General features: G+C 71.8%; 20 protein-coding genes and 2 tRNA genes. 17 read left to right on the top strand and 5 right to left on the bottom strand.

From position 1 onward, the window contains the following. The first annotated feature begins 3 nt into the window (after positions 1 to 3). The 5 genes from ACF073_RS01160 to ACF073_RS01140 all read left to right on the top strand — a co-directional run bounded on the left by ACF073_RS01160 (position 4) and on the right by ACF073_RS01140 (position 3,976). On the top strand, positions 4 to 2,280 hold the full coding sequence (locus ACF073_RS01160; protein ID WP_392066833.1) for an ATP-dependent DNA helicase UvrD2: 2,277 nt from the start codon (positions 4 to 6) through the stop codon (positions 2,278 to 2,280). Between the two features lie 164 nt (positions 2,281 to 2,444). Beyond that, complete coding sequence (locus tag ACF073_RS01155; RefSeq protein WP_392065683.1) at positions 2,445 to 2,765, top strand: hypothetical protein; 321 nt, start codon at positions 2,445 to 2,447, stop codon at positions 2,763 to 2,765. A gap of 172 nt (positions 2,766 to 2,937) precedes the next feature. Then, positions 2,938 to 3,306, top strand: a complete 369-nt coding sequence (locus ACF073_RS01150; RefSeq protein ID WP_392065681.1) for a WhiB family transcriptional regulator — start codon at positions 2,938 to 2,940, stop codon at positions 3,304 to 3,306. Beyond that, positions 3,303 to 3,626 carry a hypothetical protein gene (locus ACF073_RS01145; protein ID WP_392065679.1) on the top strand — a complete coding sequence of 108 codons (324 nt, stop codon included), beginning with the start codon at positions 3,303 to 3,305 and terminating at the stop codon, positions 3,624 to 3,626. Before ACF073_RS01150 ends, ACF073_RS01145 begins: the two co-directional genes overlap by 4 nt. Before the next feature lie 137 nt (positions 3,627 to 3,763). Continuing rightward, on the top strand, positions 3,764 to 3,976 hold the full coding sequence (locus ACF073_RS01140; protein ID WP_392065677.1) for a hypothetical protein: 213 nt from the start codon (positions 3,764 to 3,766) through the stop codon (positions 3,974 to 3,976). Positions 3,977 to 4,116: 140 nt separating this feature from the next. On the opposite strand, the gene ACF073_RS01135 is transcribed toward ACF073_RS01140, so the two are convergent. Together ACF073_RS01135 and ACF073_RS01130 are read right to left on the bottom strand one after the other, a co-directional pair. Then, entirely contained in the window at positions 4,117 to 5,496 is a 1,380-nt protein-coding gene (locus ACF073_RS01135; protein WP_392065675.1) for an ABC1 kinase family protein, read from the bottom strand. After that, positions 5,489 to 6,703 (bottom strand): TOMM precursor leader peptide-binding protein, encoded by a 1,215-nt coding sequence (locus ACF073_RS01130; RefSeq protein WP_392065673.1) that lies wholly within the window; start codon positions 6,701 to 6,703, stop codon positions 5,489 to 5,491. The genes ACF073_RS01135 and ACF073_RS01130 overlap by 8 nt, the downstream gene beginning before the upstream one ends. A gap of 348 nt (positions 6,704 to 7,051) precedes the next feature. Here ACF073_RS01130 and ACF073_RS01125 point away from each other — a divergent pair, with 348 nt between their 5' ends. The 4 genes from ACF073_RS01125 (at position 7,052) to ACF073_RS01110 (ending at position 11,025) form a co-directional block, all read left to right on the top strand. Beyond that, positions 7,052 to 7,657: a M48 family metallopeptidase gene (locus tag ACF073_RS01125; RefSeq protein WP_392065671.1), complete on the top strand. Its 606-nt coding sequence runs from the start codon at positions 7,052 to 7,054 to the stop codon at positions 7,655 to 7,657. Positions 7,658 to 7,895: 238 nt separating this feature from the next. Then, positions 7,896 to 9,560 carry a TerD family protein gene (locus tag ACF073_RS01120; RefSeq protein WP_392065669.1) on the top strand — a complete coding sequence of 555 codons (1,665 nt, stop codon included), beginning with the start codon at positions 7,896 to 7,898 and terminating at the stop codon, positions 9,558 to 9,560. A gap of 11 nt (positions 9,561 to 9,571) precedes the next feature. Continuing rightward, positions 9,572 to 10,252, top strand: a complete 681-nt coding sequence (locus ACF073_RS01115; RefSeq protein WP_392065667.1) for an AIM24 family protein — start codon at positions 9,572 to 9,574, stop codon at positions 10,250 to 10,252. A 17-nt stretch (positions 10,253 to 10,269) separates the two neighbouring features. Continuing rightward, the gene (locus tag ACF073_RS01110; protein WP_392065665.1) at positions 10,270 to 11,025 is read left to right on the top strand and encodes an AIM24 family protein; all 756 of its coding nucleotides are present in this window, start codon (positions 10,270 to 10,272) and stop codon (positions 11,023 to 11,025) included. A 48-nt stretch (positions 11,026 to 11,073) separates the two neighbouring features. Here the strand turns inward: ACF073_RS01110 and ACF073_RS01105 are convergent, their stop codons facing one another. Together ACF073_RS01105 and ACF073_RS01100 are read right to left on the bottom strand one after the other, a co-directional pair. After that, a complete protein-coding gene (locus tag ACF073_RS01105; RefSeq protein ID WP_392065663.1) occupies positions 11,074 to 11,595 on the bottom strand; it encodes an NUDIX hydrolase in 522 nt (173 codons plus the stop codon). Next, positions 11,592 to 13,049 carry a zinc-dependent metalloprotease gene (locus ACF073_RS01100; protein ID WP_392065661.1) on the bottom strand — a complete coding sequence of 486 codons (1,458 nt, stop codon included), beginning with the start codon at positions 13,047 to 13,049 and terminating at the stop codon, positions 11,592 to 11,594. Before ACF073_RS01100 ends, ACF073_RS01105 begins: the two co-directional genes overlap by 4 nt. A gap of 192 nt (positions 13,050 to 13,241) precedes the next feature. Here ACF073_RS01100 and ACF073_RS01095 point away from each other — a divergent pair, with 192 nt between their 5' ends. The 4 genes from ACF073_RS01095 (at position 13,242) to ACF073_RS01080 (ending at position 16,451) form a co-directional block, all read left to right on the top strand. Further along, the gene (locus tag ACF073_RS01095; RefSeq protein WP_392065659.1) at positions 13,242 to 14,354 is read left to right on the top strand and encodes an SDR family oxidoreductase; all 1,113 of its coding nucleotides are present in this window, start codon (positions 13,242 to 13,244) and stop codon (positions 14,352 to 14,354) included. 145 nt (positions 14,355 to 14,499) lie between these two features. Beyond that, positions 14,500 to 14,961 (top strand): molybdenum cofactor biosynthesis protein MoaE, encoded by a 462-nt coding sequence (locus ACF073_RS01090; protein ID WP_392065657.1) that lies wholly within the window; start codon positions 14,500 to 14,502, stop codon positions 14,959 to 14,961. A 168-nt stretch (positions 14,962 to 15,129) separates the two neighbouring features. Then, positions 15,130 to 15,303: a hypothetical protein gene (locus ACF073_RS01085; protein WP_392065655.1), complete on the top strand. Its 174-nt coding sequence runs from the start codon at positions 15,130 to 15,132 to the stop codon at positions 15,301 to 15,303. A gap of 50 nt (positions 15,304 to 15,353) precedes the next feature. After that, positions 15,354 to 16,451: a PDZ domain-containing protein gene (locus tag ACF073_RS01080; protein WP_392065653.1), complete on the top strand. Its 1,098-nt coding sequence runs from the start codon at positions 15,354 to 15,356 to the stop codon at positions 16,449 to 16,451. Between the two features lie 74 nt (positions 16,452 to 16,525). On the opposite strand, the gene ACF073_RS01075 is transcribed toward ACF073_RS01080, so the two are convergent. Beyond that, positions 16,526 to 17,068 carry a PPA1309 family protein gene (locus ACF073_RS01075; protein WP_392065651.1) on the bottom strand — a complete coding sequence of 181 codons (543 nt, stop codon included), beginning with the start codon at positions 17,066 to 17,068 and terminating at the stop codon, positions 16,526 to 16,528. A gap of 164 nt (positions 17,069 to 17,232) precedes the next feature. On the opposite strand from ACF073_RS01075, the gene ACF073_RS01070 reads away from it, so the two are divergent. From ACF073_RS01070 to ACF073_RS01055, 4 genes are all read left to right on the top strand, one after another. After that, positions 17,233 to 20,118, top strand: coding sequence for a UPF0182 family protein (locus tag ACF073_RS01070; RefSeq protein WP_392066831.1), 2,886 nt, complete (start codon positions 17,233 to 17,235; stop codon positions 20,116 to 20,118). A 41-nt stretch (positions 20,119 to 20,159) separates the two neighbouring features. After that, a tRNA-Met gene (locus ACF073_RS01065) sits at positions 20,160 to 20,233 on the top strand. A gap of 205 nt (positions 20,234 to 20,438) precedes the next feature. Next, positions 20,439 to 22,250: a tetratricopeptide repeat protein gene (locus ACF073_RS01060; RefSeq protein ID WP_392065650.1), complete on the top strand. Its 1,812-nt coding sequence runs from the start codon at positions 20,439 to 20,441 to the stop codon at positions 22,248 to 22,250. A gap of 89 nt (positions 22,251 to 22,339) precedes the next feature. Beyond that, a tRNA-Met gene (locus tag ACF073_RS01055) sits at positions 22,340 to 22,413 on the top strand. Positions 22,414 to 22,500: the final 87 nt, after the last annotated feature.

The raw sequence follows: 22,500 nt of genomic DNA, 5'->3' as shown, positions 1-22,500 counted from the left end.
CCCCTGCCCTGTGGACAACCGGCACAGCCGTCCCGGGCGACCTGGCAGCATGGCGGTGTGACACCAGCAACGCATTCCACCCTCTTCCCGCAGGGCTCCGGCGACTCCGCGTACTCGGCCGCGCCGAGCGGGGCCGACGCGGTGCTCGACGGGCTCGACCCCGAGCAGCGCGAGGTCGCCACCTCCCTGCACGGCCCGGTGTGCGTGCTGGCCGGAGCGGGCACGGGCAAGACCCGGGCCATCACCCACCGCATCGCCTACGGGGTGCGCGCGGGCATCCTGCAGCCCTCCAGCGTGCTGGCCGTCACCTTCACCAACCGCGCCGCCGGAGAGATGCGCGGCCGGCTGCGCCAGCTCGGCGCTCAGGGAGTCCAGGCCCGCACCTTCCACTCGGCCGCCCTGCGCCAGCTCCAGTACTTCTGGCCGAAAGCGATCGGCGGCTCCCTGCCCCGGATCGTCGACCGCAAGATCCAGCTCGTCGCCGACGCGGCCGCAGCCCTGGGCACCCGGCTCGACCGCAACGAGCTGCGGGATGTGACCGGCGAGATCGAATGGGCCAAGGTCACCCAGACGGTCCCCGCCGACTATCCGTACGCGGCTGCGAAGGCCGGCCGCGAGGCACCCCGCGACCCGGCCGAGATCGCGCACCTCTACGCGGCCTACGAGGACCTCAAGCGCGACCGCGCGGTCATCGACTTCGAGGACGTGCTGCTGCTGACCGTCGCCGTCCTCCAGGACCGGCACGACATCGCCGAACAGGTACGCGCCCAGTACCAGCACTTCGTCGTGGACGAGTACCAGGACGTCAGCCCCCTGCAGCAGCGGCTGCTGGACCTGTGGCTCGGGGAACGGGACAACCTGTGCGTCGTGGGTGACGCCAGCCAGACCATCTATTCGTTCACGGGCGCAACGCCCGACCATCTCCTCGACTTCCGCGCCCGGCACCCCGGCGCCACCGTCGTGAAACTGGTCCGCGACTACCGCTCCACCCCCCAGGTCGTCCATCTCGCCAACGGCCTGCTCACCCAGGCCCGGGGCCGCGCCGCGGACCACCGGCTGGAACTCGTCTCCCAGCGCCCCTCGGGACCCGAACCCGTCTACACCGAATACACCGACGAGCCCGCCGAGGCCGAGGGCGCCGCCCGCCGCATCCGGGAGCTGATCGACGCGGGCGTCCCGGCCGCCGAGATCGCCGTGCTGTTCCGCACGAACTCCCAGTCCGAGACCTACGAGCAGGCGCTCGCCGACGTCGGCGTCCCCTATCAGCTGCGCGGCGCCGAACGCTTCTTCGACCGGCCCGAGGTCCGCAAGGCCGGCCTCGCCCTGCGCGGCGCCGCCCGCTTCGGGGGCAACGACGCCCTCCTCGACGACACCGTGGACCTGCCCTCCCAGGTGCGCGCCGTCCTCTCCGGCGAGGGCTGGACCAGCCAGCCCCCGGCGGGCTCCGGCGCCGTTAGAGAGCGCTGGGAATCCCTGGCCGCCCTGGTCAACCTCGCCCACGACCTCGCCGCCGCCGGACCGGGTGCCACCCTCGCCGACTTCGTGACGGAACTGGACGAGCGGGCGAGCGCCCAGCACGCCCCGACCGTGCAGGGCGTCACCCTCGCCTCCCTGCACGCCGCCAAGGGCCTGGAGTGGGACGTCGTCTTCCTGGTCGGCATCGCCGAGGGCATGCTGCCCATCACCTACGCCCGGACGGACGAACAGGTCGAGGAGGAGCGCCGTCTCCTCTATGTCGGTGTGACCCGCGCCCGGGAACGCCTCCATGTCTCCTGGTCGCTGTCCCGCGCACCCGGTGGACGCCCGAGCCGCAGAGCGAGCCGTTTCCTCGACGGCCTGCGCCCCGGCACCAGCCCGACCGTCGGCCGCACCGGCGCCGGCGCGGGCGGCGGCGTCGAGCGGGGGACCGCCGCGAGCGCCACCGCCGTCCCCCGGCGTGCCCAGCGCACCCCCGCCCGCTGCCGGGTCTGCGGCCGCACGCTCACCGACGCGGGCGAGATGAAGCTGATGCGCTGTGAGGACTGCCCCTCGGACATGGACGAAGGGCTCTACGAGCGGCTGCGGGACTGGCGGGCGGTCCAGGCCGAGCGCAGCGGTCAGCCCGACTTCTGCGTCTTCACCGACCGGACGCTGGTGGCCATCGCCGAGACCTGCCCGGAGAGTTCCGCCGAACTCGCCCGTATCCCTGGTGTCCTCAGCCGCAAGCTGCGCAGCTACGGAGCCGATGTTCTAGCCATCTGCGCAGGTCAGGAGCCTGGTGACGGTGCTGCCAGAGACTGATGCGAACTCGTCGAAAAAATAGTTTGCGCATGCCCCGGCAATCCCCATAGGTTCTAGGCACGGAAGCGGCGGCCTTCTCGAAGGCCGCGGTTCCGTGATGTACTTGCATATCCGAACGGACTGGTTCACCCCAGTCCCAGAGACGCCGAGAGGAGGCGAGTCCAGTGATCAGCATCCACACCAGCACCATCAGCACGGCCAAACTGACCGATCGCTCGACCGTCTCCCTGTGCATGCTCGGCGCCTCGAACCAGGGCACCGGTCTGTCCGGCATCCCTGCCGTGCGTCCGGAGTCCTCCCTTGCCCTCGCCGGTCTTCCCGTCCGCGAAGGCAATGAGCGACCGACCAAGGCACTGGAAGCGGTAGAGGCAGGGGCGCATGCCTATGCCTTCGCGGCGGCCGGTGCCGGATTCCGCAAGCAGACGACGCAGCACCACCTGATGTGGGCCTTCCGTGGGCCAGAACCCTGGAGTGATCCAGCCTGATTCGATCAGGCCGGCGCCTTCAGGGCCGCGGAACCCCACCCGGGATCCGCGGCCCTTCTGTTTTCCCCGAACGGGGACGACGAAGCGAAGGGGCCTCGGGACAGGAACAGAACCCGGTACCAAGCCGACACCCGGTCAACCGGCCGGAACGACCAGACGAGGAAGACCCATCGTGCAACTCGAAGCGCACGCCCCGTCCGTACCGCCTTCGCAAACGATCCCCCCGCCCGGCCTCACGGAGGACTCCACCTTGACCCCCCTCACCGCGCTCACCGCGCTCGACGACGCCATCGAGAACCTCGGCGTACCCGTCCCCTGCCGCTCCTACGACCCGGAGGTCTTCTTCGCCGAGTCGCCCGCGGACGTGGAGTACGCCAAGTCCCTCTGCCGCACCTGCCCGCTGATGGAGGCCTGCCTCGCCGGCGCCCAGGAGCGGCGTGAGCCCTGGGGCGTCTGGGGTGGCGAGCTGTTCGTCCAGGGCGTCGTCGTCGCCCGGAAGCGGCCCCGTGGCCGCCCGCGGAAGAACCCGGTCACGGCATGAACACCGCAGGAACGATCGATCGCCCCCTCACGCACGACCCCAAGAAGCAGGCCCCGATGAAGCCGTCAACCAGCGAGCCCGCCGGCTCCGCGACCACAGACTTCACCACCACCGGTGCGACCGAAGCGCGCCAGAACAGGAACCGAGAGATGCAACTCATGCAAGAAGCCCTGGCTCGTGCGCATATGCACGAGCGGCTCCATGACGCCGAGCGGGAACGCCGGGCCATGCGCCTGGCGGTCGCCCAGCGCATGCAGCGCCGGGCCGAGCGCGCCTCGCTGCGCGCCCGCCGCGCGCTCGCCATGGCCGTCATGCAGTAACGAACACACCTGAGCAGCGGTGGCCTCCCGGACCAGGGGGGCGAAGCCTCCCCGCGGGGGCCGGTCCGACCGAACGGACCGGCCCCCGCGGTGCGTTGCGCACGGCGATCCGCGGCGTGCGGGGTTATCGTCGCCAGGTGACGAGTCTTCCCGGAGAATGTGATCAGGGCGGCTCCACCGCGGAGCGCCAGCGCATCGTGTGCGCCCGCTGCGGCACCCCCGCCGACGGCCCCCAGCCGGTCACCTGGACCTGTTCCGTGGAGAACGGCAGCCGTCAGTACATCTGCGACGTCTGCTCCCGGCACAATCTGCGCGCGATCGAGGGCCGGCTGGACTCGGCCTGGTGGTGACAGGCCGGGCCTGGCGACCGGCTTTCGAGCCGCACGGCACCGGTCACCGGCTCCTGCCGGGTCACCGGCCTCGGCGGCAGTGAGATCGACCGGCCGCCGGAGGCCGGCGGTCCACACCGCCCGACCCGGTGGCCGGCCGGTCAGGCGCCGGCAGCCGACTCCTCACCGCCGATACCGTCCTCGGCTGGATCCGGCACGAAACCCGGCAGCCACTCCTCCAGCTCCTCCCGCAGCCGCACCGCGGCGCTCAGCTGGCACAGGACACCGATCGTGCTCAGGGTCACACGGTGTATCAGCAGATAGGACGGCGGCAGGTTGAGCTGCTTGCCGAGCTGGTAGGCGGGGGAGCGCGGGTCGGCGATGCGGGCGGCCTGGCCGCGCATCCAGGAGCGGGTGAAGGTGAACGTCTCGACCTGGGCCGGTTCGATGATCGGCAGCAGGTAGTCGAGGACCGCGTCGGGCTCCAGCGCGATGCTCTCCTTCACGAACCCCTCCGCGCAGAGCAGCTCGTAGACCGACTCGGCCTCGCCGTCCAGCGTCATCCGCAGGGACGCGCCGATCGGGGTCGGCAGGCCGCCGGGGAGGCGGTCGACCGTGCCGAAGTCCAGGACCCCGAGGCGCCAGTCGTCCGCACCTGCGGGACCGCCGGGCAGCAGGCGGAAGTTGCCCGGATGCGGGTCGGCGTGCAGCAGGCCGGTGCGGGCCGGCCCGGAGAAGAGGAAGCGGGCCAGCAGCTGGCCGGCCCGGTCGCGCTGCTCCTGGGTGCCGTCCGCGATGACCTCGGAGAGCGGGATGCCGTCGATCCACTCGGTCACCAGGATCTGCTCGCACTGGTGCACCACCGCCGGGACGACCACGTCCGGATCGTCAGCGAACTCCTCCGCGTGCACGGTCTGGGCCTGGGCCTCCAGGCCGTAGTCCAGCTCCTCGGAGACGCGGTCCCGCAGCTCCGAGATCAGCGGCTTGATGTCCATGCCCGGGATGAGCGGGCCCAGCAGCCGGGCGAAACGGCTCAGTTGGCCGAGGTCGGAGAGCAGGGCCTCGCCCGCGCCCGGGTACTGCACCTTGACCGCCACCGCACGGCCGTCGTGCCACACCGCCCGGTGCACCTGGCCGATGGAGGCCGCGGCGGACGGCTTCTCCTCGAACTCCTCGAACAGGTCGCGCCAGTCCGGTCCCAGCCGCTGCTCCAGCACGGAGTGCACCGTGCGGGTCGGCATCGGGGGCGCCGCCTCCTGGAGCTTGGTCAGGGCCGCCCGGTAGGGGCCGGCGACCTCCTCGGGCAGTGCCGACTCGAAGACGGACAGGGCCTGCCCGAACTTCATGGCGCCGCCCTTCAGCTCGCCGAGCACCTTGAACAGCTGCTCCGCCGTGCGCTGTTGCAGCTCGCGGCCGACGATCTCCGCCGACTCGCCCACGATCCGCTTGCCCAGCCCCCAGGTCGCCCGTCCGGCGAAGCCGAGCGGGAGCGCGGCGAGCTTGGCGGTCCGTGTGACCGCCTTGCGGGGAAGATCAGACATGCGCCCTCCAGGTCCCAGTCGGCCGCGCCGCGCCTGCTTCGCGTCGTCGCTGCTGCGACGGCCGTTGCACCGCCATTGTTGCGCGCGCCTCCCCGCTGGTTGAGAAGTCCTCCCGGTTACTTCTCCTCGCCGCCCCGCAACCGCATTCCGGATGCGGCCGGACCGGCCGGGAGCACCAGTTCAGGCCGGGCAGGGACACCTCCCAGCGGGCTCCGGTGCCGGACGGGGACTCCCCGTCGAGGAAGGCCAGGGCGTGCGCCGCCGCAAGACCGGCCACGGTCGTGGCCAGTGCCAGATCGCAGGCCCCGACCCGGCGGCCCCGGCCGGAACGCCACTGGGTGACCAGCCGGGGCCAGGCCGGGTCCCGGTCAGCGCGGTCCCGGTCCAGACAGCCGGCGCAGCCCGACTCACCGGGCAGGACGAGCGGGCCGACGACACCCGTGCCCTCCACGACGCCGGCGTACAGATGGGGGGTGCCGGAGGTCATCAGCACTTCGGCGGAGGCCGGGTCCGGGGCGTGCACGGCGACGTCGTCCCGGGGCGCGAGGACCACGAGGGAGAGGCCGGGGTCCCCGGCGCCGGACCCGGGGGCGTGGGCGTGGCGCGGTGGGCGGTCCGGCGCGGCGCGGCGCACGGCGGCCCGTGCCGCGGCCTCCCGGCGGTCGCCGAGCGACTCGGCGGGCAGCCCGCCGGGCGCCACGTCCCACGGCTCCACGCGGCCCGCATCGCGCACGTCGACCTCGCCGACGCCGGCGCCCGCCAGCACCGACGCCAGCAGGGCGCCGACCCGGCCCGCCCCCTGGACCCGCACCCGCAGCGTGCGCCGGGCGGCGAGCCGGGCCTGGGCGCCGCCCGGTTCGGCCGTGATCAGGGAGAGCGAGGCGAGGTCGGGGCGCAGCCGCTCCAGGACGTCCGCTCTCTGCCGCAGCGTGTCGGCGGCCGGTCCGCCGCCGCGCGCGTCGTCGACGAGTCCCGCGCGGGCCAGCCCTGCCACCAGTGCGTCGACATGACCCTCCGCCACCTCCCTGCGGCGGCCCTCCTCGCGCAGCAACGGCAGCCCGCGGGTGCCGTCGAGCAGGTCGAGGAAGCCGCCGGTCGCCCGGTCCATCGGGCCCAGCGTCACCGCGTGCGCCGGGGTCATCCCGAACTGCACGGTGTCGTGGTCGCGCCAGCCGCGCCGCAGCGCGGGCTTCACCACCGGATGCATGACCCGCCCCCCGTAGGTGTCGAGACGTCCGCGACCCGGAAACGCGAGACGGGGACGCCTGAAACACCCGATTGCATCTGATACTTCCGTTGCGTTCCACGGCGGAAGCGGTCGCACCCCGCCGACGTCTGCCAGCATGCCCGGCCGGCGCACCGGGCGCCGAAAGTTATCCACAGGCGACGGGATTCATCGTATGAATCGGGGGTGCGGCAGGCGCGAAACGGGTGGGTAAATATGTGCAAGTCGGGCAATTTGACTGGTCGTACAAATCAAACACATGGTGGGGGATCCGCAGTGAACCGTTCCGGAGCCGGGACTTTGTCCCTGCCGGGCGGGTAACGTCGGGGCGTGCCCGCCGACCCCCTGCACAGCGCCGGAAAACCACAGCGCAGCACGACGGACCAGCCGCCCGGCGGCTCGGGGGCGAGCGCGATCGAGGTCCGCAGGAGTGCCCGGCGCCGCCGGACGGTCTCCGCGTACCGCGAGGGCGATCGCACCGTCGTACTGATCCCCGCCCGGATGTCGAAGGCGGAGGAGCAGCGCTGGGTGACCGTCATGCTCGACAAGCTCGCCGCCCAGGAGAGCAAGCGGGTGCTGGGCGACACCGAGCTGACCGAGCGCGCCGAGCGGCTGTCGGCCCAGTACTTCGGCGGCCGGGCCCGGCCCGCCTCCGTGCGCTGGGTCACCAACCAGAACACCCGCTGGGGCTCGTGCACCCCGGCCGAGGGCAGCATCCGGCTCTCGCACCGCCTGCAGGGGATGCCCGACTACGTCGTCGACTATGTGCTCTGCCACGAGCTGGCGCATCTGCTGGTCCCCGGGCACGGCCCCGACTTCTGGCGGCTGCTGGAGGCCTATCCGCGGACCGAGCGGGCCCGCGGCTTCCTCGAAGGAGTGGTCGCCGCCGCCCGGCTGCCGCACCTGCCGGGCGCACGCGAGGAGCGGGAGGACTGAGCGTCCCCACCCGATGAGCGTCCCCACCCGATGAGCGCCCTCCCCCCATGAACGTCCTCTGCCATGAGCGGCCTTCCCTGAACGGCCGCCCTCCCATGAGTGGCCGCCGTCCTGTGAGCGGCCGGGTCCGGTTCTGTACCGGGTCTGTACCGACCCCGGCCCTCTGGGGTCGTTGTCGGTCTTTGCGGTTAGCCTGGCGCGACGCACTCACACTCGGGATGGGGGACGGTCGTAACGCATGGCCAGGGAATTCCAACGCGGCCACAAGGCCAGGATCAGTGACCTCACGGCGGGCACGGATCTGTACGTAGGCGTGCAGATCTCCGCCCCCGGGCTGACCTTCGACATCAGCTGCTTCGGTCTGGACGCCGACGAGCGTCTCTCGGACGACCGGTACTTCGTCTTCTTCAACCAGCCGAAGTCGCCGGAGGAGTCCCTTCAGCTGCTGGGTGCCCAGGCGGGTGACACGGAGTCGTTCCGGGTCACGCTCGACCGGATCCCCTCGCACATCCGCAAGCTGGCCTTCACGGCGACCATCGACGGCGCCGGGCAGATGTCGCAGGTCAGCCCCGGCTATCTGCGGATCGTGGCGGGCGGCGAGGAGGTCGCGCGGTACTCCTTCACCGGCGCGGAGTTCTCCACCGAGCGGGCCGTGATGCTCGGTGACTTCTACTTCAAGGACGGGTGGCGGTTCGCCGCGGTCGGCCAGGGCTTCGACGGCGGTCTCGACGCGCTGCTGAAGAACTTCGGCGGCGAGGTGGCGGAGGAGGAGGCGCCCGCGGCTCCGCAGCAGCCGGAGACCGGCGCCACCCCCGGCTTCGCCCCGCCCGCGTTCGGCGTCCCGTCCGCGTCCGCGCCCGCACCCGCCCCGGCACCGCAGGGCTTCGCCCCGCCGCCCGGCCACACCCCGCCCCCGGCCCCGGCTCCGGCGCCCGCGCCGAACGTGCATGGCGCACCCACGGTCATCGCACCCCTGGCACCACCCGCGGCCGGCACCGTCCCGCCGCCGGCCGCGCCCCCGGCCCCCTACGGCCAGCCGCAGCAGCCGTCGTACGGCGGCCAGCCGAGCGCGCCGATGCCCCCGGGCTACGGCCAGCCCGGCGCGTCGGCACCCCCCGGCTACGGCCAGCAGCCGGCACCCCACGGCGGCCAGCCGACCCCGCCCATGCCTCCGGGCTACGGGCAGGCCCCCGGCCAGCAGCCCGCCGCCTACGGAGTGCCGCAGGGCGCTCCCCAGGGCGGCGCCGGGGTCACCGCGGCGCTGCAGGCGTTCAAGGAGACGCCGACCGGCCAGCGCTGGACCCAGCAGAACAAGAAGCTCATCCGCGTCGACCTCGGCATCGGCGGCCAGCCGGTGCTCGCCCGGCAGGGCAGCATGGTGCTCTACCAGGGCAAGGTCGACTTCAGCTACAAGGGCGCCGGGTTCATGGGCCGGGTCGTGGGCAACGCGACCGGCCAGGAGATGCAGCTGATGCGCTGCACCGGCCAGGGCCAGGTGTTCCTCGCCGACAACTCCGCCCATCTGCACCCCGTCGAGCTCCAGGGCGACGCGATCTGCGTCTCCGCGGAGAACGTCCTCGCCTTCGACGAGAGCCTCCAGTACGAGGTCCGCCGCGTCGAGGGCCACGGCATCCCGGGCGGCGCGCTGTTCACCATGCAGTTCCAGGGCACCGGCACGATCGTCGTCAAGACGCACGGCACGCCCGTGGTGCTGCCGGTCACCCCGACGACCTTCGCCGACTGCAACGCCGTCGTCGCCTGGTCGGCCGCCTCGCAGGTGATCGTGTCCAGCCAGGTCCGCATGCGCCGCAACGCCTACCCGGGCGACACCGGCGAGAGCGTGAACCTCCAGTTCCGGGGCGCTCCCGGCAACTTCATCGTCGTCCAGCCGTACGAGGTCTGAGGGAGCCCGTCATGAACCAGCCGATCGCGGGCTACGCTCCCGCACCCGTCACCGCCCGCATGGAGAACCACGGCAACCACATGCTGAAGGTCGCCCTGCAGACCGGGAACGACCTCCTCGCGCGCGTGGGGTCGATGGTCGCCTACGAGGGCTTCATCCAGTACGAGCCCAACCCGCCTGCCGTCCGCCAGATCGCCCGCGACTGGGTCACCGGCGAAGGGGCGCCGCTGATGAAGTGCTCCGGCGACGGCCTGCTCTACCTCGCCGACTACGGCGCCGACGTCGTCGTGATCAACCTCAACGGTGACGGCATCTCCGTCAACGCCACCAACCTGCTCGCCTTCGACGCCCACCTCACCTGGGGTGTGGAGCGCGTCAAGGGCCTCGCGAAGTTCGCCGGGCAGGGCCTGTGGAACACGAAGATCTCCGGGCAGGGCTGGGTGGCCCTCACCTCCCGGGGCAAGCCGATCGTCGTCGACTGCGGCGGCGGCGAGGACGAGACCTACGTCGACCCCGACGCGCTCGTCGCCTGGTCGCCGAACCTGAAGGTGAAGGGCAAGCGCAGCTTCAAGGCCCAGTCGCTGATCGGCCGGGGCAGCGGCGAGGCCTACCAGATGGCCTTCTCCGGCCAAGGCATCGTCGTCGTCCAGCCCAGTGAGGACAGCACCGACCGCCTCCGGTTCCGGGGCTGAGGGGGAGCCAGAACACCATGCAGAGCCCGCTTTTCGCGCACAACGACGTCCAGACGCAGGAGCGCTGGAGCCTGCAGAACAAGCAGATGCTCCGCGTCACCCTGGAGGGCCACGACGACATCCTCGCCCGCAAGGGCACGATGGTCGCCTACCAGGGGCTCGTCGAGTTCGACGCCGAGTACCGCAGCAACGGCCAGGCACGCGCGCGTGCGCACACCGGCGAGGGCCTGGACCTGATGCGCTGCCACGGGCAGGGCACCGTGTACCTCGCCAATCTCGCCCAGCATGTGCACCTCATGGACGTCGAGCAGGACGGCCTGACCGTCGACAGCTCCTACGTCCTCGCCATGGACTCCTCGCTGCACCACGAGGTCATCGCCGTCGACAGCCTCTACGGCATCTCCGGGTCCGGGAAGTACCAGCTCAACATCACGGGGCGCGGCAAGGTCGCCCTGATGACCTCGGGCGCACCCCTGCTGATGCAGGTCACGCCGGACAAGTACGTCAACTGCGACGCGGACGCGATCGTCGCCTGGTCCACCGGGCTGCGCGTGCAGATGCAGGCGCAGACGCACTCCTCCGGCGTGTGGCGCCGGCGCGGCAGCACCGGTGAGGGCTGGGAGCTGAGCTTCATGGGCTCCGGCTTCGCGCTCGTGCAGCCCAGCGAGCTGCTGCCGCCGCAGCACGCGGTGATCGGGCAGGGCCTCGGCGCCCAGTTCGGCATGGGGCAGCAGGGGGCGCGCGGCCAGAACCAGGGCAACGTCTGGAGCTGAACCACGACGGAGGAGGGGTGACCGCGCCGGCGGTCACCCCTCACCGGGTCAGAGCCTGGCGCGCGTGGCCTCCAGCAGGCGTACGACCGACTCGTCCGCCACCCCCGCCACCTCGTCGTAGCCGTACCAGCGCAGGTCGAGCGACTCCTCGCTGATCTCCTGCACCGCGCCGGGCGGGGCCAGGACCGCGTACTGCACGTCGAGGTGCCAGTGGCACGGCGCCGGGATCGCGTGCCGGTCGAGCCGGACCGGGCCGCCGGGCAGCAGCGTCAGCCCGGCCACGCCGGACTCCTCGGCCGCCTCGCGCAGGGCCGCCGCCGCCAGGGTGGGGTCGCCCGGCTCGCAGTGGCCGCCCATCTGCAGCCACATCCGCAGCTTGCGGTGGAGCGTGAGCAGCACCCGGCCCTGCTCCGGGTCGATGACCATGGCGCTGGCCGTGAGATGGCCCGCGTGGCACGACTTCCACATGCCGTCGGGGTGGGACGCCAGATGGTCCAGATAGGTCTGGCGCAGCTCTTCCTGGTCCTCGTACCCCTTCAGGACGAGGACCGCGTCGTCGTACAGGCTCACTCGGTGTCGTCGCCCCCGGTGCCGTCGTCCTCGCCGTCGTCGTCCTTCTTGCGCAGGTCGGGCTTGCCCTGCGCGCCGCCCGCCGCCTCTCCGAGCATCTTGTCCAGTTCGGAGAAGTCCAGCTGCTCGCGGTGGACGAAACCGTCCGGGTCGTCCAGGTCGGTCGCGGTCGGCAGCATGTCCGGGTGGGCCCACAGGCCGTCCCGGCCGTCGACCCCGCGCGCGTCCGTGAGCGAGGCCCACAGGCGGGAGGCGTCCCGCAGGCGGCGCGGGCGCAGTTCCAGACCGATCAGCGTGGCGAACGTCTGCTCGGCGGGCCCACCGGTCGCCCGGCGGCGGCGCAGCGTCTCACGCAGGGCGTCGGCGGAGCCCAGGCGCGGCTTCGCGGCGGCGTGGACGACCGCGTCGACCCAGCCCTCCACGAGCGCCAGAGCGGTCTCCAGACGGGCCAGGGCGGCCTTCTGCTGGGGCGTGTCCTCGGGCTGGAACATGCCCTGCTGGAGTGCGTCCTGCAGCTGCTCGGGGTTCTGCGGGTCGAACTGGCCGACCACGTCCTCCAGCTTGGCCGTGTCGACCTTGATGCCGCGCGCGTAGCCGTCGACCGCCCCGAACAGGTGCGAGCGCAGCCACGGCACGTGGGCGAAGAGCCGCTGGTGGGCGGCCTCGCGCAGGGCCAGGTAGAGCCGCACCTCCTCCTGCGGCACGCCCAGGTCCTTGCCGAACGCCTCCACGTTGGCCGGGAGCAGCGCGGCCTTGCCGACCGGGCCCAGGGGCAGGCCGATGTCGGTCGAGCCGACGACCTCGCCCGCGAGCACGCCCACGGCCTGCCCGATCTGGGTGCCGAACATGGCGCCGCCCATCGAGCGCATCATGCCGATCAGCGGGCCCGCCATGGCCTGCATCTCCTCGGGCAGGACGTCGCCCATGGCCGCGCCGACCCGCTCGGCGACCGGGTCGACCAGCTCCTGCCAGGCGGGCAGGGTCGCCTCGACCCACTCCGCGCGCGACCAGGCCACCGCCGAGCCGGAGCCCGACGGCAGGGACGTCGCGTCGTCCAGCCACAGGTCGGCCAGGCGGACGGCCTCCTCCACCGCCTTGCGCTCGGCAGGGCCGACGCTGGCGTCCTTGGTGCCGTCAGAGGTGCCCTGGGCGACCGTCTGGCGGGCGATCTGCTTGGCCATGTCCCAGTTCACCGGGCCGCCCTCGTACGAGAGCATCTGGCCCAGCTGCTGGAACGCGGCGCCCAGGTCGGTGGGGTTCAGGGAACCGAACATGGCAGCGAGCGGGTTGTCGGCGCCGGGGCCGCCAAAGCCGCCGGCTCCGGGCATGCCGCCGAAGCCGAACGGATTGGCCGGTCCCTGGTCACCACCGCTCTGCTGGTCCTTCTTCTTGCCCTCGTCGCCGTCTTCCGGCTCCTCCGGCGGAAGGCCGAAACCGAATGGGGTGTTACTCACGGGATTCCTCGGCTGGTAAGGCCACCGGTTTCGCTCCGGCGGCGCGGCTGCCCGACAACACCACCCAGCGTAGACACCCGGACCCGATCGGGCCTCGGTGCTCCGCCCGCGGAAGCCCTGCGGCAGGATGGATACACCTGGTACGGACGCGCCTCTCGCGCCCGTACTGAAGACAACCGCTGGAGACGCCCGGTGAGTTCCCCAGATCCGCAGGTTCGCGCAGCGCGAAACCGCTCAACCCCTCCCGCCGTGCGCGGGCCCGTCGTCGCGGTGACGGGCGCCGCCACCGGGGTCGGCGCCCTGCTCACCGAGCGGCTCGCCGCGTCCGACGAGATCAGACAGGTCGTCGCCATCGACGAGCGGCGCGGCGAGTGCGCCGACGCGCAGTGGCACATCCTCGACGTCCGCGACCCCGCCATCGCGGACAAGCTGCGGGGCGCGGACGTGGTCGTCCACCTCGCGCTCGACCTCGATCTGGAGACGGATCCCGCGGCGCGCACGGCTTACAACGTCCGGGGGACCCAGACCGTCCTGACCGCGGCGGCGGCGGCCGGAGTCCACCGGGTGGTGCTGTGCACCTCGGCGATGGTCTACGGCGCGCTGCCGGACAACGAGCTGCCCCTGTCGGAGGACGCCGAGCTGCGCGCCACCGCCGAGGCCACCGGCGTCGGCGACCTGCTGGAGGTCGAGCGGCTGGCGCGGCGCGCGCCCCGGGCCCACCCCGGCCTCAATGTCACCGTGGTACGGCCCGCCGTGCTCGTGGGCGGCACCGACACCGCGCTGACCAGGTACTTCGAGTCGCCGCGGCTGCTTGTCGTGGCCGGCTCGCGGCCCGCGTGGCAGTTCTGCCATGTCGAGGATCTGTGCAGCGCTCTGGAGTACGCCGTGCTGGAGAAGGTCGACGGGGAGCTGGCCGTCGGCTGCGACGGGTGGCTGGAACAGGAGGAGGTCGAGGAGCTGAGCGGGATCCGGCGGATGGAGCTGCCGTCGGCGGTCGCGCTCGGCGCGGCGGCCCGGCTGCACCGGATCGGCCTCACCCCGTCCCCGGCCGGGGACCTGGCCTACACGATGTACCCCTGGGTGATCAGCGGCAGCCGGCTGCACGACGCCGGCTGGCGGCCGCGCTGGACCAACGAGGAGGTCCTCGCCGAGCTGCTGGGGGAGGTGGCCGGGCGGCACACGGTGGCCGGCCGGCGGCTGGGGCGCAAGGACGCGACGGCGGCCGGCGCGGCGGGCGCGACGGTGGCCCTGCTGGGCGCCGCCGCGGTCGTACGGCGGGCCCGGAAGGCGCGGCGGCGCGTCTGAGGCGCCGGGACGGGCCCGCGCCCCGGGGTGCCGCGCGCCGCGCCGGAGCGCCGTCCGGTGTCGTAGGACACTCCAAACGCCCCCGCGCGCGGGACTGGTGAATCTCGTATTCCCCGTTGTCGCAGGGGTGCGGCACGATGGGGGCATGGCGCACACGAATGACCACCCCGGTGAGCAGGCCGCCGCGGACCCCATCAAGCTGATCGCCGTCCGCGAGACGCCCCTCTCCGTGGACGAGGTGTTCCGGGCCGTCGGGGACGACGCGGCCGGGGGCGTCGTGCTGTTCGTGGGGACCGTGCGGAACCACGATGGGGGCGCCGACGTGGACGGGCTCGGGTACTCCTGCCACCCCGCCGCCGAGGCCGAGATGCGGCGGATCGCCGAGAAGGTCGTCGCGGACCACCCCGTGCGGGCGCTGGCCGCCGTCCACCGGGTGGGGGATCTGCGGGTCGGGGATCTCGCCGTCGTCGTCGCCGTGGCCTGCCCGCACCGCGCGGAGGCCTTCGACGCCAGCCGCAGGCTGATCGACGACATCAAGCACGAGGTGCCCATCTGGAAGCACCAGAAGTTCTCCGACGGCACCGAGGAGTGGGTCGGCGCCTGCTGACACGCCCGGCCGCGTGCCCGGGCGTGTCGTCGGCCGCACCCCCGTGCACGCTCGGCCCACCACTCCCTCCGGTTGCGTAACCGGCACCCGCGCGTGAGCGTTGTCCGTGCGAATGGTTAATCTGCTGATCAGTCAGTTGCGGACGCGCATGATGTGTGGGAGGCCGGCATGGGGGTGCTTGTCTGGCTGCTGATTCCGCTTGTGGCCGCGATCGGCGGCGGGCTGTGGGGAAGCTGGGCCAACCGGACCCGGAAGGCCCGCAGCGACGGTCCTGAGCTGGACGGATACGCCCGGTTCCGGGAGGCCATGGAGAAGCCGCGACCGGACGCGCCCGGCGCCTGACGGGGGTGCCCTGACGGTGCGCCGACAGACGCGTCCCGTACTGTCGTGGCATGCCACGCCGCACCGCGACGATGCTCGCCTCGACCCTGATGCTGATCGCGCTCCTGTGCGCGGGAGTGCTCATCCGCGTGCCGTACGCGGAGATGTCCCCCGGTCCGACGGTGAACACGCTCGGGGACCACGACGGCGAGCCGGTGCTGCAGATCTCCGGCCACAAGACGTATCCGGCGGACGGCCATCTGAACATGACCACCGTCCGCGTCACCAGCGCCGACTACCGGATGAACCTCGTCGAGGCCGTCTACGGCTGGCTCGCGCACGACAGCAAGATCGTCCCGCACGACACGCTGTACCCCGACGGCAAGACGGAGCAGCAGTCCACCCAGGAGAACGCCGAGGAGTTCAGCCAGTCCCAGGAGAGCGCCAAGGTCGCCGCCCTGAAGGAGCTGGGTGTCCCGGTGAAGTCCTGGATGATCGTCTCCACGGTCGTCAAGGACTCCCCGGCCGAGGGCAAGCTGCACGCCGGTGACGTGATCAAGGCCGTCGACGGTACGGAGATCAAGCAGCCCTCCGATGTCGCCAAGATGGTGACCAAGCACAAGCCCGGCCAGAACGTCGTCTTCACGGTCGTCCCCGCCAAGGACCAGGCCGCCGCCGAGAAGGCCCACAGGACGGCCACCAGGACCGAGAACATCACGATCAGGACGGCGGCCTCCGCCGACAGCGGGGCCAAGCGGGCCGTCGTCGGCATCTCCGCCGGGACCGACCACACCTTCCCGTTCACCATCGACATCAAGCTCGCCGACGTCGGCGGGCCCAGCGCCGGCCTGATGTTCGCCCTCGGCATCTACGACAAGCTCACCCCGGGCGACCTCACCGGCGGCAGGTTCGTCGCCGGCACCGGCACCATCGACGACGACGGCACGGTCGGCCCGATCGGCGGCATCCAGATGAAGACCGTCGGCGCGCGCGCCAAGGGCGCCCAGTACTTCCTGACGCCCGCGGACAACTGCGCGGCCGCCGCCAAGGACACCCCGGGCGGGCTCACCCTGGTCAAGGTCAAGACCATCGGCGACGCGCTCGACGCGCTGAAGGACATCCGCGCCGGCGACACCGCCGCCCTGCCCAAGTGCACCGCCAAGGGCTGAGCGGGCCGGACACGGCTGGGGGCGCTCCCCGCACCAGCGGGGGCGCCCCCATCGCCGTACCGCGGCGGACGGGATCAGTCCGCGAACGTCGCCGCCAGGGCGTCCGCCAGGCCCGGGACCAGGTCGGGGCCGGTCAGGACCTCCGTCGGGGAGTCCTTCTCGCGCAGCCGCAGCGCCGCGTCGCGGCCGCCGTCACGCAGGACGGCCACCGTCATACGGACTTCCTGGCGCTCGGGGTGCTGGGCCACCCACTTGGCCAGGCCGGCCTCGTTCAGACCGGAGGGGACCTGGGCCTCGGCGGACGGCGGGAGCATCAGGCGCTCCACCGCGAGCGCGCAGCCGGTGACCGCGTCGGGCCAGGCGATGGTGGCGAGGAACTCGTCGAGCGGCTTGCCGGACGGGACCTCGTCCTGCTCGATCGGGGTGAGACCGGCGGTCTCGGACTCGTTCTCAAGGCCCAGCTGGGCCGCGAGCGAAGGTTCCTGAACCCGCAGCCGTGCGGTGTCTACGAGGGCGAAGAGGCGAGCGGGCTGGTCCCAGCCGAGGCCGGACACGTACTCGTCGATCTCGAGTACGGCCCGGGTGAGCGGGTTCGCTGCCATGGGAGTGTTGGACATGGTCACAATCCTGCCTCGTTCCCGGCCGGAATCGGGAACCGAGTAAGCGGTGAGTAAGTTGCATATGTGTGGGCCCGCGATCACGGGGGGCCACGGCGGGCCCGCGAACCCGGGGGCCTGACGGATCGACAGCGAACTTCGAGGTGCGCACCTTGGCTTTCCAGATGCCGGACCGCGGCGGAGGCCCGACGGGGCCACGGATCAGGGCGGCCCGCCCGTCCCGGCGGGTGAGGACCCTGCTCGTGACGCTGGGCGTCCTCGCCGTCCTCGGCATGGCGTTCACCATGTTCGCGGGCTTCTGGACGGACTGGCTCTGGTACCGGTCGGTGCACTACTCGTCGGTGTTCACCACCACCCTGTCGACCAAGATCGGGCTGTTCTTCGTCTTCGGCCTGCTGATGGCGCTCGCCGTGGGCTTCAACATCTGGCTCGCGCACCGGCTGCGGCCCCCGCTCAGCGCCATGTCCATGGAACAGCAGAGCCTCGACCGCTACCGCATGGGCATCGCGCCGTACAAGAAGTGGCTGCTGCTCGCCGTCACCGCCCTGGTCGGGCTGATCGCGGGCGCCTCGGCGTCGAGCCAGTGGCGCACCTGGCTGATGTGGGTGAACGGCGTGCCCTTCCACCAGAAGGACCCGCAGTTCCACCTCGACGTCGCCTTCTACGCCTTCGATCTGCCCTGGTACCGCTTCCTGCTGGGCTTCGGTTTCGCCGCCGCCATCCTGAGCCTGATCGCCGCCGCGCTCACCCACTACCTGTACGGCGGGCTGCGCGTCACCAGCCCGGGCGCGCGGGCCACCGCCGCGGCGACGGGGCATCTGTCGGTGCTGCTCGGCATCTTCGTCGCGCTCAAGGCGGTCGCCTACTGGCTCGACCGGTACGGCCTCGCGGTCAAGTCCAGCGACTTCAAGGCGACCGGCAACTGGACCGGTCTGCGCTACGTCGACGCCAACGCCTATCTGCCGGCCAAGACCATCCTGTTCTGCATCGCCGTCATCTGCGCGCTGCTGTTCTTCGCGACCCTGTGGCGGCGCACCTGGCAGCTGCCGGTCATCGGCTTCGGCCTGATGGTCCTGTCGGCGATCCTGATCGGCGGCCTGTACCCGGCCATCGTGCAGAAGTTCCAGGTCCAGCCGAACGAGCAGGCCAAGGAGGCGCCGTACGTCCAGAAGAACCTGAAGGCGACCCGCGAGGCGTACGGCATCGACGACGCCAAGGTCACCGAGTACGAGGGCAAGTCCACGGCCTCGGACAAGACCAAGCTGCGCGACGACGCGAACGACGCGGCCAGCATCCGGATCATGGACCCGAACATCGTCTCGCCGACGTTCCAGCAGCTTCAGCAGATGAAGAACTACTACGGGTTCCCGACCAACCTGGACGTCGACCGGTACCCCACCAAGGACGGCAAGGCCCAGGACACGGTCATCGGTCTGCGCGAACTGAACCTGGACGGCGTCCCGAAGAACAACTGGATCAACGACCACTTCCGCTACACGCACGGCTACGGCGTGGTCGCCGCCAAGGGCACCGAGGCCGACTCCGACGGCGAGCCGGTCTTCACCGAGTACGACCTGCCGTCCAAGGGCGACCTCGGCACGTACCAGCAGCGGATCTACTACGGCGAGAAGACCAGCACCTACTCGATCGTCGGCGGTCCCCAGAAGGAGATCGACTACTCCGACGACAACGGCGAGAAGACCACCAGCTACGGCGGCGGGAGCGGGGTCAACCTCGACAACCCGGTCAACCGGGCCGCGTACGCGGTGGCGTTCAACGAGCCGCAGATCCTCTACTCGGGCGCGATCGGCAAGGGCTCGCGGATCCTGTACAACCGCACGCCCAAGGAGCGCGTGGAGGCGGTGGCGCCCTGGCTGACCATCGACGGCGACGCGTACCCGGCCATCGTGAAGGGCCACATCCAGTGGATCGTCGACGCCTACACGACGTCGAACGGCTTCCCGTACTCCTCCCGCACCACCCTCGGTGACACGACGGCCGACTCGCTGACCGCGACGAACAACTCGCGCGCGGTGGTGGCCCAGCAGAACCAGGTCAACTACATCCGGAACTCGGTGAAGGCGACCGTCGACGCGTACACCGGCGAGGTCAAGCTCTACGAGTGGGACACCAAGGACCCGGTGCTGAAGACCTGGATGAAGGCCTTCCCCGACACGGTGCAGCCGCGCAGCGCGATCTCCGCGGACCTGATGGAGCATCTGCGCTACCCGCAGGACCTGTTCAAGGTGCAGCGCGAGCTGCTCACCCGCTACCACGTGACGGACGCGCAGACGTACCTCACCGGCAGCGAGGTGTGGCAGGTGCCGGACGACCCGACCAACAAGTCGGGCAACGCGGTGCCGCCGTACTACCTGAGCATGAAGATGCCCGACCAGACCCGGCAGGCGTTCTCGCTGTCGACGACGTTCACGCCCAACGGCCGTGACAACCTCAGCGCGTTCATGACGGTCGACGCCGAGGCCGGGGCCAGTGACTACGGCAAGATCAGAATCCTGAAACTGCCGACCAGTACGACGGTCGAGGGCCCCAAGCAGGTACAGAGCAAGTTCAACTCCGAACAGGACATCGCCGCCGCGATCAAGCTCCTCAAGGGCGGCGACTCCGATGTCGAGTACGGCAACCTGCTGACCGTGCCACTGGACGGCGGACTGCTGTACGTGGAGCCCGTCTACGTACGCGGTGGTGGACTGAAGTACCCGCTGCTGCGCAAGGTGCTGGTCACCTACGAGGGCAGGACGGCGTTCGAGAACACGCTCGGCGAGGCACTCGACAAGGTCTTCGGTACGAAGAGCGAGACCGCCGAGCCACCGGAGACCGGCACCGGCAATCCGCCGGACACCGGTAATCCGACGGTCAGGCAAGCGCTGAAGGACGCCCAGAAGGCCTTCGACACCGGGCAGCAGGCGCTGAAGGACGGCCCGGACTGGGACGCGTACGCCAAGGCGCAGCAGGATCTGCGGGACGCGCTGAAGCGGGCCGAGGAAGCACAGTCCAAGGCCGGCAGGACCAGCGGGAAGAACAGCAGTTGATCAAGCTCCCGCCGCGCCGTGGTACGGTTGACCTGCAACGGCGCGGGGTGGAGCAGCTCGGTAGCTCGCTGGGCTCATAACCCAGAGGTCGCAGGTTCAAATCCTGTCCCCGCTACTGATGTCGAAGGCCCGGATCCAACAGGGATCCGGGCCTTCGTGGTGTGCGAACTCATGTACTGGGGGGACGGGTGGCCGCGCCGCCGTGGGGAGTTGGGCGGTGTGTGTTTGACTTGTCGCCCTGTGGGCATGTCGACAAAACGCTGTAGTGACCTCACGGGCTGCGGTATACCGGGTGTACCCAGGTTGCAGGTGGTGCGACGATGGACGTTATGGGGGACAAGGCAACTCTGTTCGAGACAGGGCGATTTGTGCAGCCTTCCGGTACGGAGCCGGCCCGCGACGAGATGGTGGACCTGGGGGACGCCGCCGAGGAGACGCGTCTCGCGCTCGCCGCGCAGAGCGGGGACGCCGAGGCGGCCAGTGTCCTCGGAGCCATACTGCTGAGGCGCGGCGACCTCGACGGAGCCGAACCCCAGCTGCGGGCCGCCACCGCGGCCGGCGACCGGGCCGCCGCCAACAATCTGGGTGTCCTGCTGCACCAGCGCGGCTACCCCGAGGAGGCGGCCGGCTGGTGGCGGATCGCCGCCGTGGCGGGGTCCGCCCCCGCGGCGCACGCGCTGGGCCGCTATCACCGGGAGCGCGGGGACGAGCCGGCCGCCGAGTACTGGCTGCGCCAGTCCGCCGAGCAGGGCCACGCCCTGGGCGCCTACGCGCTCGCCGACCTGCTGGAGCACCGCGGGGACGTCGGCGCCGAGCACTGGATGCGGGCCGCCGCCGAACGCGGCCACCGCGAAGCCGCCTACCGGCTGGCGCGCGCACTGGACGGCAAGGCCGGACACGGGGACGAGACCGGGGCTGACAACGCTGTCGACGAGGCCGAGCAGTTCTACCGGCAGGCCGCCGCGCGCGGGCACCGGCGGGCCGCTCTGCACCTCGGGGCGATCCTGGAGCGGCGCGGGCAGCTGAAGGAGGCGGGGCGCTGGTACCTGACCTCCGCCAAGGACGGCGAGCCGCAGGCCGCCTGTGCGCTCGGCTTCCTGCTGCGCGACGCCGGCGACACCGAGAGCGCGGCCGTGTGGTGGCTGCGCGCCGCCCAGGACGGCGACGGCAACGCGGCCAACGCGCTGGGCGCGCTGCACGCCGAGCGCGGCGAGACCCAGACCGCCGAGCGCTGGTACCGGGCGGCCCTTGACGCGGGTGACGACAACGGCGCCTACAACCTCGGGCTGCTCTGCGCCGAGCAGGGGCGGACCGCGCAGGCCGAGCAGTGGTACCGGCGGGCCGCCTACGCCGGGCACCGGGAGGCCTCGAACGCGCTGGCCATCCTGCTGCTCCAGGGCGGCGACACGACCGGGGCCGAGCCCTGGTTCTCCAAGGCGGCCGAGGCCGGGAGCGTGGACGCGGCGTTCAACCTCGGCATCCTCTACGCCGGGCGCGGCGAGGACCGGATGGCGCTGCGCTGGTACGAGCGGGCGGCTGCCGCCGGGCACGCCGAGGCCGCGCTGCAGGTCGGGATCGCCCGGCAGCGCGAGGGTGACGAGCCGGAGGCCGAACGGCACCTGCGCTGTGCGGCGGGCGGCGGAAGTGCGGAGGGCGCATACCGGCTGGCCACCCTGCTCGACGCGCGCCGGCCGCCGGAGCCCGCGCACGAGCTGGGCGAGATCGTCCAGGAGAAGACCGAGTGCGAGGAGTGGTACGAGCGTGCCGCCACCCAGGGGCACCGGCGGGCGCAGGTGCGGGTGGGCATGCTCGCGGCGGCCCGGGGCGACGTGGTGGAGGCGGCGCGGTGGTACCGGGCGGCGGCCGAGGCCGGGTCGCGCAACGGCGCCTTCAACCTGGGGCTGCTGCTCGCCCGCGAGGGGAGCGAGCCGGAGGCCGCGGTGTGGTGGGCCCGTGCCGCCGATGCCGGGCACGGCCGGGCGGCGCTGCGGCTGGCCCTGGTCTACGCGCGTCGCGGCGAGCTGGCGGAGGGGCAGCGGTGGGCGGACCGGGCGGTGGCGCTGGGGCCGGCGGAGGTGGCCGAGCGGGCGGCACGGCTGCGGGACGCGCTGCGGGAAGAGCTCTCGGCCTGAGGCGCGCGGCGGGAGGAGTGGCCCTGGTCACTGGCCCTGCAAACGATTTGCTTCTCGCTGCTTCTCTCGCGTAATGTCGTGTTCACCGACGCGGGGTGGAGCAGCTCGGTAGCTCGCTGGGCTCATAACCCAGAGGTCGCAGGTTCAAATCCTGTCCCCGCTACTGAAGGCCGAGGGCCGGAATCCAGAAATGGATTCCGGCCCTCGGTGCGTTTGCGACGCGGCAAGATGTGCGGCGCGGCAAAGAAAG

This window comes from Streptomyces sp. NPDC015171, assembly GCF_043079545.1.
In the GTDB taxonomy this organism is placed as follows: domain Bacteria; phylum Actinomycetota; class Actinomycetes; order Streptomycetales; family Streptomycetaceae; genus Streptomyces.
This window is presented reverse-complemented; position numbering and strand designations above follow the sequence as displayed.

Coding starts and splice junctions, on each gene's coding strand:
- ACF073_RS01145 (WP_392065679.1), top strand. CDS start 3,303: ATGAACACCGCAGGAACGATCGATCGCCCCCTCACGCACGACCCCAAG.
- ACF073_RS01135 (WP_392065675.1), bottom strand. CDS start 5,496: ATGTCTGATCTTCCCCGCAAGGCGGTCACACGGACCGCCAAGCTCGCC.
- ACF073_RS01130 (WP_392065673.1), bottom strand. CDS start 6,703: ATGCATCCGGTGGTGAAGCCCGCGCTGCGGCGCGGCTGGCGCGACCAC.
- ACF073_RS01120 (WP_392065669.1), top strand. CDS start 7,896: ATGGCCAGGGAATTCCAACGCGGCCACAAGGCCAGGATCAGTGACCTC.
- ACF073_RS01115 (WP_392065667.1), top strand. CDS start 9,572: ATGAACCAGCCGATCGCGGGCTACGCTCCCGCACCCGTCACCGCCCGC.
- ACF073_RS01110 (WP_392065665.1), top strand. CDS start 10,270: ATGCAGAGCCCGCTTTTCGCGCACAACGACGTCCAGACGCAGGAGCGC.
- ACF073_RS01090 (WP_392065657.1), top strand. CDS start 14,500: ATGGCGCACACGAATGACCACCCCGGTGAGCAGGCCGCCGCGGACCCC.
- ACF073_RS01085 (WP_392065655.1), top strand. CDS start 15,130: ATGGGGGTGCTTGTCTGGCTGCTGATTCCGCTTGTGGCCGCGATCGGC.
- ACF073_RS01080 (WP_392065653.1), top strand. CDS start 15,354: ATGCCACGCCGCACCGCGACGATGCTCGCCTCGACCCTGATGCTGATC.
- ACF073_RS01075 (WP_392065651.1), bottom strand. CDS start 17,068: ATGTCCAACACTCCCATGGCAGCGAACCCGCTCACCCGGGCCGTACTC.
- ACF073_RS01070 (WP_392066831.1), top strand. CDS start 17,233: ATGCCGGACCGCGGCGGAGGCCCGACGGGGCCACGGATCAGGGCGGCC.
- ACF073_RS01060 (WP_392065650.1), top strand. CDS start 20,439: ATGGACGTTATGGGGGACAAGGCAACTCTGTTCGAGACAGGGCGATTT.